The organism is Shewanella sp. FJAT-52076 (genome assembly GCF_019457455.1).
In the GTDB taxonomy this organism is placed as follows: Bacteria; Pseudomonadota; Gammaproteobacteria; order Enterobacterales; family Shewanellaceae; genus Shewanella; species Shewanella zhangzhouensis.
In genome coordinates, this window is sequence record NZ_CP080415.1 from 2,920,375 (window position 1) to 2,935,492 (window position 15,118).

Genomic DNA, 15,118 nt, shown 5'->3' on the forward strand with positions numbered 1-15,118 from the left:
CGACCAAAAAAAGGACTGCCTCGGCAGTCCTTTTTGTTAGCTGACGGTTCATCAGGCCTGAGTGTCTACACCGCCGCCCTGAGATACCATCACCATGGCTGGACGCAGCAAACGGCCATTGAGCTCATAGCCTTTTTGCAGAACCACCATCACATGATTGGCTGGCACCTCGGGGTTTGGCTGCATGCCAATGGCCTGATGCTGTTCTGGATTAAAGGGCTGGCCCATGGGGTCCACCACTTTCACGCCAAACTTTTCCACGGCATTGACCAGAGTCTTCATGGTCAGAGACACGCCTTCGTACATGGCCTTGGTGGCTTCGTCTTCGGCGTTGGTGCCTGCCAGTGCGCGCTCCATGTTATCCAGGACCGGCAACAGCTCGTTGGCAAATTTTTCGAGGGCAAACTTGTTGGCCTTTTCCACATCCATGGCGGCACGGCGACGGATGTTATCCACTTCGGCGGCGGCTCGGACAACAGAGTCCTTTTGCTCTTCCACCTTGGCTTCGGCAGCGGCCAGAGCCTGCTCCAACTCCTCGATACGGAAGTTTGCCTGGGTCAGCTCATCTACCAGCGCCGCCTCATCAGTGACGACTTCGGTGTCCTGTACCTGTTCCAGGGGCTCTTGTTGGGGGTTGGTCGATTCGTTGCTCATCTCTACTCCAAGCTAAAAATGCTTTGTTTCTGCATACACAGGGCATATTATGGGGATCAATTCTGGCGTTTCAAGGCCTTGAAGGCGCAGTTTCCGCGATATGACATCCCAATTCCACACCATCGGCCTGATCGGCAAACCCCACCACAACGGTACCAACCTGACGCTCAAGCGTTTACATCACTGGCTCGGCAGTCAGGGCTATGAAGTACTTGTGGAAGAAAGAGTCGCCGGGGAGCTGGGCGCCAAGGTGGAAGCGGTCGATTTATTGGCCATCGGCAATCGCTGTGATTTGGCGATTGTGGTGGGTGGCGATGGCAATATGTTGGGCGCCGCCCGGGTGCTGGCCCGTTTCGATGTGGGCGTGATTGGGGTTAACCGCGGCAATCTGGGATTTCTAACCGACCTGCCACCCGACGGTTTCGAAGAAAGCCTGGCGGCCGTGCTCGACGGCGAGTTCATCACTGAGCACAGATTTTTGCTTGAAGCCGAAGTGCACCGCCATGGCACCATGAAAGCCAGCAACACCGCCGTCAACGAGGCCGTACTGCACCCGGGCAAAATTGCCCATATGATTGAGTACGAAGTCTATATCGACAATCAGTTTATGTACTCCCAGCGTGCCGACGGCATGATAGTCTCCACTCCCACAGGCTCAACGGCCTACTCGCTTTCAGCGGGCGGTGCCATTTTGACACCCAACCTTCAGGCGCTGATTTTGGTGCCCATGTTCCCCCATACCCTCTCCTGCCGCCCGATAGTGGTGGATGCCAATTCCACCATCAAACTGGTGGTCTCACCGGAAAACGGTGAGAACCTCGAAGTGAGCTGCGATGGTCACGTCACCCTGGCGGTCTTGCCCGGGGATGAGATTTTTATTCGCCAAAGCAGTGAACGCCTGCGCCTCATCCATCCCAAAAACTACAATTACTTCCACGTGCTGAGAAACAAACTGGGCTGGGGCAGCAAACTTTTCTGATTATCCCCTGAAATATAACCAGTCGCAGTTTCAAAACCGAAACTCAACAAGATTTTGGCCGGTGTAGCCCTACCCTGCAGCAGTGGCAGCGCTCAACCACGCGCCGAATTTTAAACGCAAAAACAACACTAAATATCAGACAATTAACATCAATGAATGGCTTTCAATAAATTGGTCTTACCAAATTTTGTGACGAAACGCTCATTAGCAGCAGCTGATTAATGACGAGTTAAACTACAGAGCTGAAATAATAAGATCAGATTTTTCCGTTTATGCCATCATAGCGGGCTTTTTTGCACATAAATAAATAGAACCACCGGTTCTTATTACCTAATGCGATAAAGGATAGCAAAACAAAGCCGACGGAGATCACATTCCAGCCAAAAGACGACTGGAGAGAACTCCCAATGCCTGATATTGCTCGGGGGTTTGTTGTTACCAATGATCTGTATCAAGTTTTTGATCGGCCAAACAACGTTTAGTTAGCCATGCAAATCGCCGCGCAAAACAATAATCAGGGCGATGGGTCGACAGCGATGTCGGCAACAACACGCAACCAAAGAAGAGGCAATCATGACATTCGTTCAACTTCTCGCCAGCTTGTCACCTGTGATCAGCGTTATGCTGTTCCTAGTACTGCTCAGGCTCCCTGCATCCAAGGCCATGCCCATTTCGGCGGTGGTCACGGCGCTCGCCGCTATTCTTGTCTGGCAAATGGATACCCAAATGCTGGCCGCATCCGTGGTGGAGGGCCTGCTGTCAGCCCTGACGCCACTGTCCATCATCTTCGGGGCGGTGTTCCTGCTGAACACCCTCAAGTATTCCGGTGCCATGGATACCATCCGCGCCGGTTTTACCAATATCAGTGCCGATGCACGGGTGCAGGTCATCATCATCTGCTGGCTGTTCGGCGCCTTTATTGAAGGTTCTGCTGGCTTTGGTACTCCCGCCGCCATTGGCGCGCCCTTGTTGGTGCTGCTGGGCATTCCACCTGTGGCCGCAGCCGTGGTGGCACTGATTGCCGACTCGGCCTGTGTGTCTTTCGGTGCCATCGGTTTGCCAGTGCTCTTTGGTATGGAGCAAGGCCTGATTGAAGGCGGTACCAGCATGGCGGCAGCCCAGATTGCCGAACATGGTGGCCACTTCAGCGACTATGCCCGCTATATCGCCATGCACATGATAACCATCGACCTCATTACCGGTACCCTGGTCCCTCTGGTCATGGTCAGTGTCCTGACCGGTTTCTTTGGCCGTAAGAAGTCCTTTGCCGAAGGCCTCGCCATCTGGAAATTTGCCATCTTTGCGGGCCTTGCCTTTACTGTGCCTGCGTGGATCATCAACTTTGTCGCCGGTCCCGAGTTTCCTTCGGTAATCGGTGCCCTGATTGGTATGGCGATGGTCATCCCTGTTGCCCGCAAAGGCTGGCTGCTGCCCAAAACCTCCTGGCACGATTTTGAAGAAACCACCGAGAACGGTAACGATGTCCCCCATACCGAGGTACGTTTCAGTCAGCTGGCTGCCTGGACGCCTTACCTCGTGATGGCCGCCCTGCTGGTTGCCAGCCGCACCATAGCGCCCCTCAAAGCCTGGCTTGGCGGCTTTAACATCAGCTGGACTCACTTGTTGGGCACTGATCTGAAAGCCAGCTTTGCGACCCTCTATGCACCTGGTGCCTTCTTTGTGCTGGTGTGTCTGCTGGGTTTTGTGCTGTTCAAAATGCGCTCTGATGCCATGCGCAACTCTGTGACCGTGTCACTCAAGTCCATGATCCCAACTGTGATTTCTCTTGGTGCCTCGGTGCCCATGGTGAAAATCTTCCTGAACTCAGGCGCCAATGAGGCGGGACTCGCCTCCATGCCTGTGGCACTGGCCGATATGCTCGCGGGCTCCATGGGCGCTGTATGGAACTGGATGGCGCCAGTGGTCGGTATCTTCGGTGCCTTCCTGTCCGGTAGCGCTACCTTCTCCAATATGATGTTCTCTGGCCTGCAGTACAGCGTGGCCGACAACATCGGCGCCAACCACGCGCTGACCCTGGCGCTGCAGGGCATAGGGGCCAACGCCGGTAACATGATGTGCGTAATGAACGTGGTCGCCGCCGCCACTGTAGTTGGCATGGCCGGACGTGAGTCAGAAATTATTCGTAAAACCATGCCGGTTGCGCTTGGGTATGCCCTGCTTGCCGGCACCATAGCAACCCTTTGGGGCGGATTCTAATCCCGCTGAAGTCATAAGGGGCCAGCCTGGTTTGGCTGGCCCAATGGATTGACGACTCCAATTTGAGTCACCTGTGTAGAGAGCAAACTATGTCTGTCGATTACAAAGCGGTTATCGAGGCGCTCAAAAGCCGTTTGGGCCCCCAAGCAGTCAGTGACGATCCCGTCAGGCGTTTCGCCTGGTCAACGGACGCCAGCTATTTTCGTATCGTTCCCGAAGTAGTCGTGCATGCCGACTCCCTCGACGAAGTACAGCAGACTCTGGCTATCGCCAGAGATCATGGCGCTCCTGTCACCTTCCGCGCCGCCGGTACCAGTCTGTCTGGTCAGGCCATCGGCCCTGGCATACTGTTGATGCTCGGCCATGATGGCTTTCGTCAGCTTAACGTCAGCAGCGATGGCACCAAGGTGAGCCTGGGCGCGGCCGTGATTGGCGCCGACGCCAACGCCGCACTGAAGGCACTGGACAAAAAAATCGGACCGGACCCGGCAACCCTGGCTTCGGCCATGATTGGTGGCATCGTCAATAACAATGCCTCCGGCATGTGCTGCGGCACCGCACAAAACAGTTATCAGACTATAGACTCTCTGCGCATGGTGTTGGCAGATGGCACTGTGCTGGACACGGGCTCTGACGCCTCCAGACAGGCCTTTGAGCAAAGCCACGGCGCCCTGCTGAACGACCTGAGCAATCTGGCCGCCATGGTCAAAGCCAACCATGGCCTGGCCGCGCGGATCCGTAAAAAGTACGCCATCAAAAACACCACAGGTTACAGCCTTAATGCCCTGGTGGATTTCAGCAGCCCCTTCGACATCATCAATCACCTGATGGTGGGCAGCGAGGGTACGCTGGGCTTTGTCGAGCAGGTCACTTATCACACTGTGGATGAGGCCCGCTTTAAAGCATCGGCCATGGCGGTGTTTTTCTCTATGGAAGAGGCGGCCAGTGCCATTCCCTTCCTGATTGGCAAGAGCGTGGCGGCTGCCGAGCTGCTTGACTGGGCATCCATTCGTGCCGTCACCGGGAAAAAAGGCATGCCGGACTGGCTCTCAAGCCTGCCCGAAGGTGCAGCCATTTTGCTGATTGAATCCCGCGCTGCGGATGCAGATACGCTTCAGGCCTATACCGAAGAAGTGATTGGCAAGATTGCCCATATACCCACCGAACGCCCCATAGTGTTCAGTACCGATCCGGCCGTCTACAGCAAGTACTGGGCGATGCGCTCAGGGCTCTTTCCCATCATCGGTGGCGAGCGTCCAAAGGGCAGCTCCGTCATCATTGAAGATGTGGCCTTTGAGGTGCAGCATCTGGCGGCAGCCGCCAAAGACCTTACTGCGCTGTTCCATGAGCACGGCTATCCGGAAGGCGTGATCTACGGCCACGCTCTGGCAGGTAACTTCCACTTTATCATCACCCCCACCTTTGCAAGCCAGGGCGATATCGACCGCTTCCACGGCTTTATGCAGGCGGTGGCGGAAATGGTGATCAACAAGTACGACGGCTCCATGAAGGCCGAGCACGGTACAGGCCGCGCGGTAGCCCCCTTTGTGGAAATGGAATGGGGCAGCGAAGCCTACACCCTGATGAAGAGCATCAAGTCGCTGTTTGACCCAAGCGGCCTGTTAAACCCCGGCGTGATCCTTAACGACGATGCCACTGTTCACGTGAAAAACATCAAGCCCTGCCCCGTGGTAGACGACCTGGTGGACAAGTGTATCGAGTGTGGATTCTGCGAAAAGACCTGCCCAACCTCAGCACTGAACCTGACCCCAAGACAGCGTATTGCGACCCTGCGGGAAATCAGTCGCCTCGAGGCCAGCGGTGATGAGGAAGCCGCCAGCCGCATGCGGGATGCCGCCAAGTACGACGTGGTGGACACCTGCGCCGCCTGTCAGCTATGTACTATCGCCTGCCCGGTGGACAACAGCATGGGCCAACTGGTGCGTAAGCTCAGAACCCCCTATATCAGCACCACAGAGCAAAAGGTGCTGGACTTCCAGGCCAAGCACTTTGGCGCCGTTAACCAGGTAATAAGCACAGGCTTTGATACCCTGGGCGTTATTCACAAACTCACCGGCGATACAGTCACCTCGGCACTGATGAAAGTGGGCCGCATGGTGTCCAAGGAAGTGCCTTACTGGGATCCGAGTTTCCCCAAAGGTGGGGCTTTGCCCAAACTGCCACCCCACAAGGTTGGCCAGGAAACCCTGGTGTACTTCCCGGCTTGTGGTGGTCGCACCTTTGGCCCCACGCCACTGGACAAGGACAAGCGTCCGCTGCCGGAGGTTGTGGTGCAGGTGCTCGAGCGCGCCGGCTACAACGTGGTGATCCCCGAACATACCCGCAGCCTCTGCTGTGGCCAGATGTGGGAATCCAAGGGCGATTTCAAGAATGCCGATGGCAAACGCCGGGAGCTCATTGAGGCGCTCAAGGCCAAGTCGGAAAACGGTAAGCTCAAGGTGGTGGTGGATGCCCTGTCCTGTACCAAGCGTACTCTGGGTGGCGATCCGGACGTGGAAATCCTCGATCTGGTGGAGTTCCTGCACGATGACGTCCTGTCACGGCTGAGCATCCGCCAAAAGCCGCTGGTCACCCTGCACCTGGGTTGCAGTGCCCGCCATCTCAAGGTAGAGGCCAAGATGCAGGCCATTGCCGATACCTGCGCCAAAGAGGTGCATAAACCAGCAGGTATTGAGTGTTGCGGCTATGCCGGTGAAAAGGGCCTGTACAAGCCTGAAATCAATGCATCGGCGCTGAGAAACATCAAAAAGCTGCTGCCCGCTGCAGCCACCGAAGGCTACTATGCCAATCGTATGTGCGAAGTGGGCCTGTCGAAACACAGTGGTATTTCTTACCGCCACCTGGTGTATTTGCTGGAAGAATGCAGCCGCGGATAAACAGCGGTAAATCCGAATATCTCCAATACAAAAAGCCGTCAACACGACGGCTTTTTTATTTAAATAACAGGATGTTGCAATATTTGCATTTTTGCAAAAAAGCGCCATCGCATTTACTTAATTACCACTATTTTATTGGGGGCATTAGGCCTATAGTGAAATGCCATAACAGGTATGCCTTAAAGGCATACTATTCTTTGCATGTCGGCACACATGGGACAATCAACGATGAAAATAGCCCTCTTCACGCCTTGCCTGGTAAACCAGATGATGCCCGAGGTGGCCATTGCCACGCTCTCGCTGCTGGAAAAACTCGGCCATCAGGTCATCTTCCCCCAGGGGCAAACCTGCTGCGGTCAGCCAATGACCAACTCGGGTTGCTTTAACGAAGCCAAAAACACCACCCTGAAACTGCTCAATGCCTTCAAGGGCGTGGAGTGTGATGCCATCGTCTGCCCGGCAGCCTCCTGCCTGGTGGCGGCCAAGGAAAACTTTCACGAGTTCGACAAGAGCCCCGAAGCCCAGGCCGTTATCGACAAGCTCTACGAGCTGACCGAGTTTTTACACGACGTGGCCCCCGTGACGCAGTTTAACCGTCCGGTTCCCAAAAAACTCAGCCTGCAACTGTCCTGCCACGGCATCCGAATGCTGGATCTGGCGGCGCCGAGTGAATACATGGGCCCACGTTACAACAAGATGGAAGCCTTGCTGTCGCGCATCGACGGCGTAAAGATTTGCTACCCCGAGCGTCTGGATGAATGCTGTGGCTTTGGCGGTACTTTCAGTGTCGATGAAGGCGCTGTATCGGCCAAAATGGGCAAAGACAAGGCCCAGGCCCACGCCAACACCGGAGCTGACTATGTGGTGGGTTTTGACCCCAGTTGCCTGATGCACCTGGACGGTACCATTCGCCGCAGACAATTGCCCATCGAGACCCGCCATCTGGCGCAAATTCTCAACGACGCTCTGTAACAGGGGAAACCGCATGCAAAAAGTCATTCAGACCCATGCCAAAGCCGCCGACATTTTTTGCCGCGACGAAAGCCGCGTAGATTGGCACTCCAAAGCCCTGTGGGTACTCAGGGAAAAACGCGACAGAGCCGCCTCCAGCCTGCCGGAATGGGAATCCTTGCGCGCACTCGGCTCCCAGATAAAACTCCATACCTTGAGGGAGCTGCCAAGCTATCTCGAGGCCTTTGAAGCCAAGTGCCTCTCCCAGGGCGTACAGGTGCACTGGGCCAAAGATGGCGCCGAGCACAATCGCATAGTGCACGACATTCTCTCCCGCCATGGCGTGAAAAAGCTGGTGAAGTCCAAGTCCATGCTCACCGAAGAGTGCCACCTCAATCCATTCCTTGAGGGAAAAGGCATTGAGGTGATAGATACGGACTTGGGTGAGCGTATTATTCAGCTCAATCACCAGCCGCCTTCCCACATTGTTGTGCCCGCCATTCACATGAAAAAAGAAGAAGTGGGTGACCTCTTTCACGAAAAGCTCGGCACACCAAAGGGTGAGAGCGACCCAACCCGGTTGACCCGCGCCGCCCGTGCGCACCTGCGGGAGCAATTCCTCAGCGCAGATGCTGCCATGACAGGGGTTAACATGGCCGTTGCCAGTGAAGGGGCCGTGATTGTTTGTACCAACGAGGGCAACGCCGACATGGGCGCCAACCTGCCCAAGCTGCAGTTGCATTCCATGGGCATAGATAAAATCGTGCCGGATCTCGACAGTGCCGCCGTGCTCCTGCGAATGCTGGCCCGCAATGCCACCGGTCAGCCCATCACCACTTATTCCAGCCTGTACCGTACTCCCAAGCCCGGTGGCGAAATGCACGTCATCATTGTGGATAACGGCCGCAGCGACATGATGCGTGACAAGCTGCTGGGTGAAGCCCTCAAGTGCATCCGCTGTGGTGGTTGCCTCAATACCTGCCCCGTGTACCGTCGCAGTGGCGGCTACAGCTATGGCCATACCATCCCCGGTCCCATCGGCATTGCCGTGGGCGCCGACGAAGATAGCACCCATTCCAGCCCCTGGGCCTGTACCCTGTGTGGCTCCTGCAGCTTTGTCTGCCCCACCAAGGTGCCGCTGGATAAAATCATCTTCCACCGCCGAAGACTTTACGCCGAGCGCAAGAGCTTACCCTATGGCAAATCAGGCTATATGCCACTGGTGGGCCGTTTTATGGCCAGTCCCTTGCTGCTGGATAGCGGCATGGCAGCAGCCCGTGTTGCACTGAAAATTCTGCCACACAGCCTGCTTAAACCCATGAGCGGTGCCTGGGGTAAATACCGCGAACTGCCTGCTGCGCCCGGCTCCAGCTTCGAAGGCTGGGTGAAAAAGAACAGACCCGAGCTGTTGGTGAAGTCAAAGGGGGAGAAATAAGATGTCCAAACAAGCAATTCTCGAGGCCCTCAAATCCTCCGCCATGGAAAAAGTGGCCATGCCAACCATAGACATAGCGCCGGTAACAACCGACCTTAAGGCCTACCTGGCCCAGAGTCTGGCTACCGTAGCCGGACGTCTGGAAGACGGTGGTATTACCGCGCTGAATGCCCGGGTTGAAGAGCTGATGTCCGGCGGTAACAAGGTGCTGTCTACCCTGGCAGACGTACCGGGTAACCATAAGGGCGCCGACGACCCACACGGCCTCGCCGATGTCGACTTTGCCGTGATAAAAGGTGAGTTCGCCGTGGCCGAAAATGGCGCCGTCTGGGTAGCGGAAACGGCACTGAGTCAGCGTATCGCGCCCTTTATCTGCGAAAACCTGCTGCTGGTGGTGGAAAAGGACGCCATAGTCGCCAATATGCATGAGGCCATGACCCGTCTTGGCAAATTGGATGCGTCCCTGGGTTTTGGGGTATTTATTGCCGGCCCCTCCAAAACGGCCGACATTGAGCAGGCCCTGGTAGTGGGTGCTCACGGCGCTTGCAGCCTGAGCCTTTACCTGGTGTAGTGGCCACTTCCTATGCCAATAAAAAACGCCGCTTTTATGCGGCGTTTTTATTGATGTTATCGCTCTACCCGAAAGTCCAGCCTGACTGAGCTTTCGGCTTTCACCGGCTTGCCATCTTCAAACTTGGGGGCATAACGCCAGGCGCTGAGAGCCTCCATTGAGGCCTTCTCAAAACCCTTGCCACCTTCTGAGTCGAGCACCTTGGGGTCGCGAACCATACCCATTTCATCTACCGTAAAGCTGATTTCAGCCCAGCCACTCTTGCCTCGTCTGACAAGCTCCATTGGATACTCAGGATTCTTACGGAACAGCGGCGTCTGCTCTTGATTATCATCCCAGGGCTTCATGCTGCCGATGGCAATGCAATGCTCAGTGGAAAGATCTGATTTGCCCATGCGCTCATACAGCTCAACCAGGCGACTGTGGGCACCCAGGGCATAGGGATGGGTATAGTCAAATATTTTATATTGCTCAATCACTTCGAGAAACAGAGGCTCGGCTTTTTGGTATTTACCATTGCCCATATGAGCACCGGCCAGCCTATATGTCGCTTCAAGGCGCTCGGCACTGTTGGCGGGGTGGTTTTCAGCAAAATATTCATGAGCATCACGGATATAACCATAAACTGCTGACGTGTAATACTCAGTTCTCGACAGCCGCTTGTAAGCGTTCATGCGGGTATGAGCCAATACATCCGCCTTTCCGGACGCTTTGGCAAGCTTCAGTGCACGCTGATAGGCGTTTTTTGCGGTTTTACTGTCTTCAGTCACATCACCAAGCACCATAAGAGGCTCAATCAGATCTGCGGCATTCTCGCCAAATCGCGCTTCATAGCTCGTCAGGCTGAGTGTCGCAATCTCAGTGGCACGCTGACGATTGACCGCAAAATCACCCGAGTTATCGCTTCTGAGGGCCTTGGCCAGATTGAGGCCCAGATTGGCGTAATCCACACTGTCTTTACCAAATTTCGCCTCCCCAAGAACATAGGCCTTGTCGGCAAAACTGCGTGCATCGATGTGGTTTCCACTTTCCCAAGCCTGTTGGTAACTGCGGTAGACATCAGAAAACTCGTCGGCTAAAACCTGGGGCGAAACAGCATGGAGGGCAAGTAGAAGCGGGGCAATTTTCCCTATTGCTTTCATTGTTATAATTTCCTTTTATCGGTTACATCACCAAAGCGTTTTCGAAATTATCACAACCACTGCCATCGGCCAAGGCTTCACACTGGCTTACTGTCAATCCTTACCAGGCTGTAAACCATCCACAGGGTGAGAACGCTGCTGACACAGGCCAGTGACACCCAGACGCCGGGGACACCAAACAGCCAGGCAAAGCTATAAATCACTGCCGCTATCAGCAGTAATTTGGTGCCGGTCAGAATGGAGGCTTCTCTTGGCCGGTTGATGGCCTGGAAAAAGCTCGCCCCCACCAAAATCAGGCCCTCAAAGGGCAGCCCCCAGAAATAGAGCCGCATCCCCTCAATGGCCACAGGGCTTAACACCGGATTGTCTCCGGCAAAAATGTACAAGGCCCACTCGGGTTTGCCGTAGATGAACAGCAGCCCCAGTCCTGCTGTCAGCAAGGTCACCATCATCGCCAGATTGCGGGTCTTGCGAACCCTGTCCATACGGCCGGCACCGGCGTTAAAACTGAGTACCGGTTGAGAGCCAAGGGCTATACCTTCAAAAATCAGATAGAAAAACGCTTCTGTGTAACTCACGACCCCATAAGCCGCCACATGCAGCGGCGTTCCCACCCACAAAAGCGCAGTGTTGTGCAGCGTGAGTACGATGGACAGGTACAGGTTCATCAACAGGCTTGGCAGCCCCACCCGGGCAATATTCAGGCAGTTGTCCAACTTAAGCCGCATCTGCTGTAAGTCGATTCGCAGCGCTGTCTTGCCCCGGAAGAAATGCTGCAGACAAAGAAGACCCGTCACAGCCTGAGACAACATGGTGGCGATGGAAGCCCCCGCCAGGCCAAAGTCCCACACCACAATAAAGAGGTAATCCAGCAGGGTATTTATCACACCACCGGCTATCAGCACCCAGGTGACAAAGGCCGGCTTGCCGTCGTTTCGCAAAAGCGTTGAAAACGCCATTGAGATCAGCGGGAAAATACACAGGGCAAAGTACCAGAACAGGTAGTCATGGGCACTTTCCAGCACCTCCCCTTCGGCGCCGAGCCAAATAAGAATATGTCTGGCGCTGATTGAGCCCACCAGGGTAAAAAACAGCGCCGACAGCAGTACCAGACTGAAGGCGTTACCGAGGAGCTCCCTCGCCTTGGCCGTTTTGCCTTCACCCAGCTTGATGGACACCAGCGCCCCTGCTCCCATGCCAATCAAGGCGCCGACGGCATACAGCAAGGCGCCCACCGGATAGGCCAACATAATGCCCGCAAGCCCTGTTTCGCCGAGAAAATGTCCGACGAACATGCCATCGATGGTGACATAAATCCCGGTAACCAGCATGGACGCTATGGTTGGCAGGGTGTAGCGCCAAAAGAGCCTTGAGACCGGCGCTTCCAGCATAGCTTGGGTATGGTTCATGTTTTTTATTCTGAACTTTTGATTGTTATTTTAAACAGAAGAAGGCCGATTGTAGCCAGTTATCCCCCGCCCGGCCAGTGCCCGTGTTCCAGATTTGTGAGCCCGTGCCCCGTGAGCCTGCCTCTGCTGAACCAGTGTCCCGTAACAAAGTGGCGATAGTCCGTGTAAAGGACGCTAAGGTTTCCGTGAATCCCGGGTGTGGCTCACTGCGCCCAGTTATCAAACTACAATGCTGCCACCTACAGTGCTGCCACTGGCCAGCAGCGCGCCTTCAATGGCATCCCAGTCGAGGGGCTCTGTGGCAATAAATTCGATGCGGGAGTCCATGGCATCATCCAGCTCCGCCAGACTCAATTCAGTTTCAAGCCGGTTAATGGCCAGGATGCCATCCGGGGTTATCATCACCGCCTTGAGTCTCAAACTCGGGTTGGCCTCGACTACCGCCATCAGGGCGTCGAAGTCAAATGTCCACCCGGCACTGAAACACCAGCCACAGGCAAAGATGCCATCGGCCTGATGGGGTTTACGAATAAAGCCTTGGTCGTTGAATGCCAAAGCCTCCAGGGCTTCACCCTCATCAAAGAGGCCCAGGGCGGCCGCAGGCTTGGTGGCAAAGAAGCCCCGGGGAGTGGATATCAGCCGCGGCGCCCGGGTCGATACTTGCATCATGGCCGTAAGCAGGGGCCCAGAGACGGGGGCGTTTGCAGAAAAGGGCAGCACTGGGGCGCCGGGATTGATGTCTGTGACATAGGCGCCAAGGGTCGCGAGAAAGTCAGGTGCCTGAATATCGGCCTTGCAGGCCAGCACCAGATCGGCCACCGCCAGCTGCTGATTGAAGATGTCATTTTGGGTATAACGGGTATCGTTAAGGTTTCGCGGGTCCACCAAACACAGGGTGCGCTGGATGGATAATACCCCCTGATACTCCGGTGCCATCAGGGTTTTGAGAATATTGGCAGGATGGCCGAGGCCTGTTGGCTCAATCAGGAGACGGCTGGGCCTGGCTTGTCTGAGCAGCTGGGCTACCGCCACCCTGGTGGGCACCCCGGCGGCGCAGCAAATACAGCCCCCGGGCACTTCACGGATAGCCAAACCCTCGTGGCTGCCCAGCAAAGCGGCATCCAGGCCGACTTCGCCAAACTCATTAACCAGAACGGCCCAGGTTTCTCCTTCAGGCTTTTGCGCCAGTAATTGTTTGATAAAACTGGTTTTACCTGCTCCTAAAAAACCTGTGATGACATTGACGGGGATATTCCCAAGCAGCATGGCAAGACTCCTTCGGCCCAACTGGCCCTTTGCCTTTTCGGTGAGTAGCCTCTCGCGGTGGAATCACACGATAAAAGACCGCACGCTAAAATCCGGCCAGTGTACCTAAAAGCCCCGCCGCTGACACCCTCAGCCCCGTGCTTGCCGCTTTGGACCGCTCCCCTGACGGGCAGGCTTTCCTGATTGCCGCTGTGAGCCGTTGCTGCTGCCAGTCCGTCCACCGGCTGTTCGGCTTCCCGTGCGACTGCCACTGCGATTGCCGTCACGGCTGCCGGGGCGATGCCCTGCATGTCGGCCAGACTTATTGGCAGGCTTGCTTCCCGACGTTGATAAAGCGCTGTCGCGATACCTCTGGGGCAAGGGGTCTTTCGCACTGTATCCCTCGGGAGTTATCACCTCAGGCAATGCCGGGCAAAGTGCCTTCAGCAAGGGCAAATCGGGGCGCATCTCGGGTGACAGCACTATCACCGCCAGGCCTTCCCGTCCCGCCCTGGCACTGCGGCCAAGACGATGTATCAGGTCTTCTTCACCGTGGGGCAGTCCCAGACTTATCACCACGGGCAAGTCTTCGATGTCCAGTCCCCTGGCCGCCACGTCGGTTGCCACCAGCAATCTCTGTTTGCCGGATTTGAACTCATCCAGGCCACGCCGTCTGGCGCCCTGGGTTTTCTCACCATGAAATGCGGCCGCCTGCAGCCCATCGAGGGCAAGCTCAGCCACCAGGGTGTTGGATTCTTCCCGGGATGAGACAAACACCAGTGCCTGACGCCAGTTGCGCTTTCCCACCAGCTCGGCGACAAATTCGGCCCATCGGGGCTTATCCAGCATAAAGACTTCGAGGGCGAGCTGCTGTGGGATACGGCCAGTGTCTTTGGCGGTCAGGCTTACCGCGTTGGTGAGCCAGCGCCCTGCCAGCACACGCTCCCGCTCAGCAAAACTTGCCGAAAACATGGCGCTTTGGTGCTGCCCGAGCTGGCGGCGTATTTTTTCGATGTCGGGGGCAAACCCCATGTCCAGCATGCGGTCTGCTTCATCCAGCACCAAGGTGCTGACACTCGCAAGGGACAGACCAAATTGACCGGTCAAATCCAAAAGCCGCCCGGGGGTCGCCACCAGAATGTCCACCCCGGCGGCCAGCGCCTGACGTTGGGGACGAATATTCACCCCACCGTAAACCGCGAGTGCTGTCAGCCCCAATCCGGCGCTGTAACGCGTAAAGGCATCGGCTACCTGCACGGCCAGTTCCCGGGTTGGCACCAATACCAGCGCCTGTATTCCGCCACGCTGCCCCTTGTTCGAGATCTGCTGCAATATCGGCAAAGCAAAGGCCGCCGTTTTTCCGCTGCCGGTTTGGGCTACCGCAATCAAATCCCGGCCACTGAGGAGCACAGGGATACTCTGGGCCTGAATTTCTGTTGGTGCAGGATAGCCGCACTGTTTCAGCGTTTGCAGCAGAGGTGCTGCCAATCCCAGTGAATCGAAGGACATAAGTCTCCTGTGGTGGCGAGTTTTTCAGCACTGCCAGTGAACAAAAAAGAGCGCAGTATAACGGCGCACCACTCAAGGTCAAACGGGTTTAATCAGCAAGGCATGGAAA

At 55.9% G+C, this 15,118-nt stretch carries 11 protein-coding genes; 6 read left to right on the plus strand and 5 right to left on the minus strand.

Translation table 11 applies throughout. The features are described 5' to 3' along the window. Positions 1-51: 51 nt before the first annotated feature. Positions 52-654: a nucleotide exchange factor GrpE gene (gene grpE / locus K0H79_RS12735; RefSeq protein WP_011760548.1), complete on the minus strand. Its 603-nt coding sequence runs from the start codon at positions 652-654 to the stop codon at positions 52-54. A gap of 100 nt (positions 655-754) precedes the next feature. On the opposite strand from grpE, the gene nadK reads away from it, so the two are divergent. The 6 genes from nadK to K0H79_RS12765 all read left to right on the plus strand — a co-directional run bounded on the left by nadK (position 755) and on the right by K0H79_RS12765 (position 9,704). After that, positions 755-1,633 (plus strand): NAD(+) kinase, encoded by an 879-nt coding sequence (gene nadK, locus K0H79_RS12740; protein ID WP_011760549.1) that lies wholly within the window; start codon positions 755-757, stop codon positions 1,631-1,633. A gap of 573 nt (positions 1,634-2,206) precedes the next feature. Further along, complete coding sequence (locus K0H79_RS12745) at positions 2,207-3,850, plus strand: L-lactate permease (RefSeq protein ID WP_220076061.1); 1,644 nt, start codon at positions 2,207-2,209, stop codon at positions 3,848-3,850. A gap of 89 nt (positions 3,851-3,939) precedes the next feature. Next, positions 3,940-6,747, plus strand: coding sequence for an FAD-binding and (Fe-S)-binding domain-containing protein (locus tag K0H79_RS12750; RefSeq protein ID WP_220076062.1), 2,808 nt, complete (start codon positions 3,940-3,942; stop codon positions 6,745-6,747). 228 nt (positions 6,748-6,975) lie between these two features. After that, the gene (locus K0H79_RS12755; RefSeq protein WP_220065144.1) at positions 6,976-7,719 is read left to right on the plus strand and encodes a (Fe-S)-binding protein; all 744 of its coding nucleotides are present in this window, start codon (positions 6,976-6,978) and stop codon (positions 7,717-7,719) included. Between the two features lie 13 nt (positions 7,720-7,732). Next, entirely contained in the window at positions 7,733-9,133 is a 1,401-nt protein-coding gene (locus K0H79_RS12760) for a lactate utilization protein B (RefSeq protein ID WP_220076063.1), read from the plus strand. A gap of 1 nt (position 9,134) precedes the next feature. Then, positions 9,135-9,704 (plus strand): LUD domain-containing protein, encoded by a 570-nt coding sequence (locus K0H79_RS12765; RefSeq protein WP_220076064.1) that lies wholly within the window; start codon positions 9,135-9,137, stop codon positions 9,702-9,704. A 56-nt stretch (positions 9,705-9,760) separates the two neighbouring features. Here the strand turns inward: K0H79_RS12765 and K0H79_RS12770 are convergent, their stop codons facing one another. From K0H79_RS12770 to K0H79_RS12785, 4 genes are all read right to left on the minus strand, one after another. Continuing rightward, positions 9,761-10,846, minus strand: a complete 1,086-nt coding sequence (locus K0H79_RS12770) for a TonB family protein (RefSeq protein ID WP_220076065.1) — start codon at positions 10,844-10,846, stop codon at positions 9,761-9,763. Between the two features lie 77 nt (positions 10,847-10,923). Beyond that, on the minus strand, positions 10,924-12,255 hold the full coding sequence (locus K0H79_RS12775; protein WP_220076066.1) for an MATE family efflux transporter: 1,332 nt from the start codon (positions 12,253-12,255) through the stop codon (positions 10,924-10,926). 219 nt (positions 12,256-12,474) lie between these two features. Next, positions 12,475-13,521, minus strand: a complete 1,047-nt coding sequence (locus K0H79_RS12780) for a GTP-binding protein (RefSeq protein ID WP_220076067.1) — start codon at positions 13,519-13,521, stop codon at positions 12,475-12,477. Positions 13,522-13,650: 129 nt separating this feature from the next. After that, positions 13,651-15,009 (minus strand): DEAD/DEAH box helicase, encoded by a 1,359-nt coding sequence (locus K0H79_RS12785; RefSeq protein ID WP_220076068.1) that lies wholly within the window; start codon positions 15,007-15,009, stop codon positions 13,651-13,653. Positions 15,010-15,118 lie beyond the last annotated feature (109 nt).

What these genes read in the sequence shown, in the direction of transcription:
- grpE (WP_011760548.1), bottom strand. Translation starts at nt 654, where the DNA reads ATGAGCAACGAATCGACCAACCCCCAACAAGAGCCCCTGGAACAGGTA.
- K0H79_RS12775 (WP_220076066.1), bottom strand. Translation starts at nt 12,255, where the DNA reads ATGAACCATACCCAAGCTATGCTGGAAGCGCCGGTCTCAAGGCTCTTT.
- nadK (WP_011760549.1), top strand. Translation starts at nt 755, where the DNA reads ATGACATCCCAATTCCACACCATCGGCCTGATCGGCAAACCCCACCAC.
- K0H79_RS12750 (WP_220076062.1), top strand. Translation starts at nt 3,940, where the DNA reads ATGTCTGTCGATTACAAAGCGGTTATCGAGGCGCTCAAAAGCCGTTTG.
- K0H79_RS12765 (WP_220076064.1), top strand. Translation starts at nt 9,135, where the DNA reads ATGTCCAAACAAGCAATTCTCGAGGCCCTCAAATCCTCCGCCATGGAA.
- K0H79_RS12760 (WP_220076063.1), top strand. Translation starts at nt 7,733, where the DNA reads ATGCAAAAAGTCATTCAGACCCATGCCAAAGCCGCCGACATTTTTTGC.
- K0H79_RS12745 (WP_220076061.1), top strand. Translation starts at nt 2,207, where the DNA reads ATGACATTCGTTCAACTTCTCGCCAGCTTGTCACCTGTGATCAGCGTT.
- K0H79_RS12780 (WP_220076067.1), bottom strand. Translation starts at nt 13,521, where the DNA reads ATGCTGCTTGGGAATATCCCCGTCAATGTCATCACAGGTTTTTTAGGA.
- K0H79_RS12755 (WP_220065144.1), top strand. Translation starts at nt 6,976, where the DNA reads ATGAAAATAGCCCTCTTCACGCCTTGCCTGGTAAACCAGATGATGCCC.
- K0H79_RS12770 (WP_220076065.1), bottom strand. Translation starts at nt 10,846, where the DNA reads ATGAAAGCAATAGGGAAAATTGCCCCGCTTCTACTTGCCCTCCATGCT.
- K0H79_RS12785 (WP_220076068.1), bottom strand. Translation starts at nt 15,009, where the DNA reads ATGTCCTTCGATTCACTGGGATTGGCAGCACCTCTGCTGCAAACGCTG.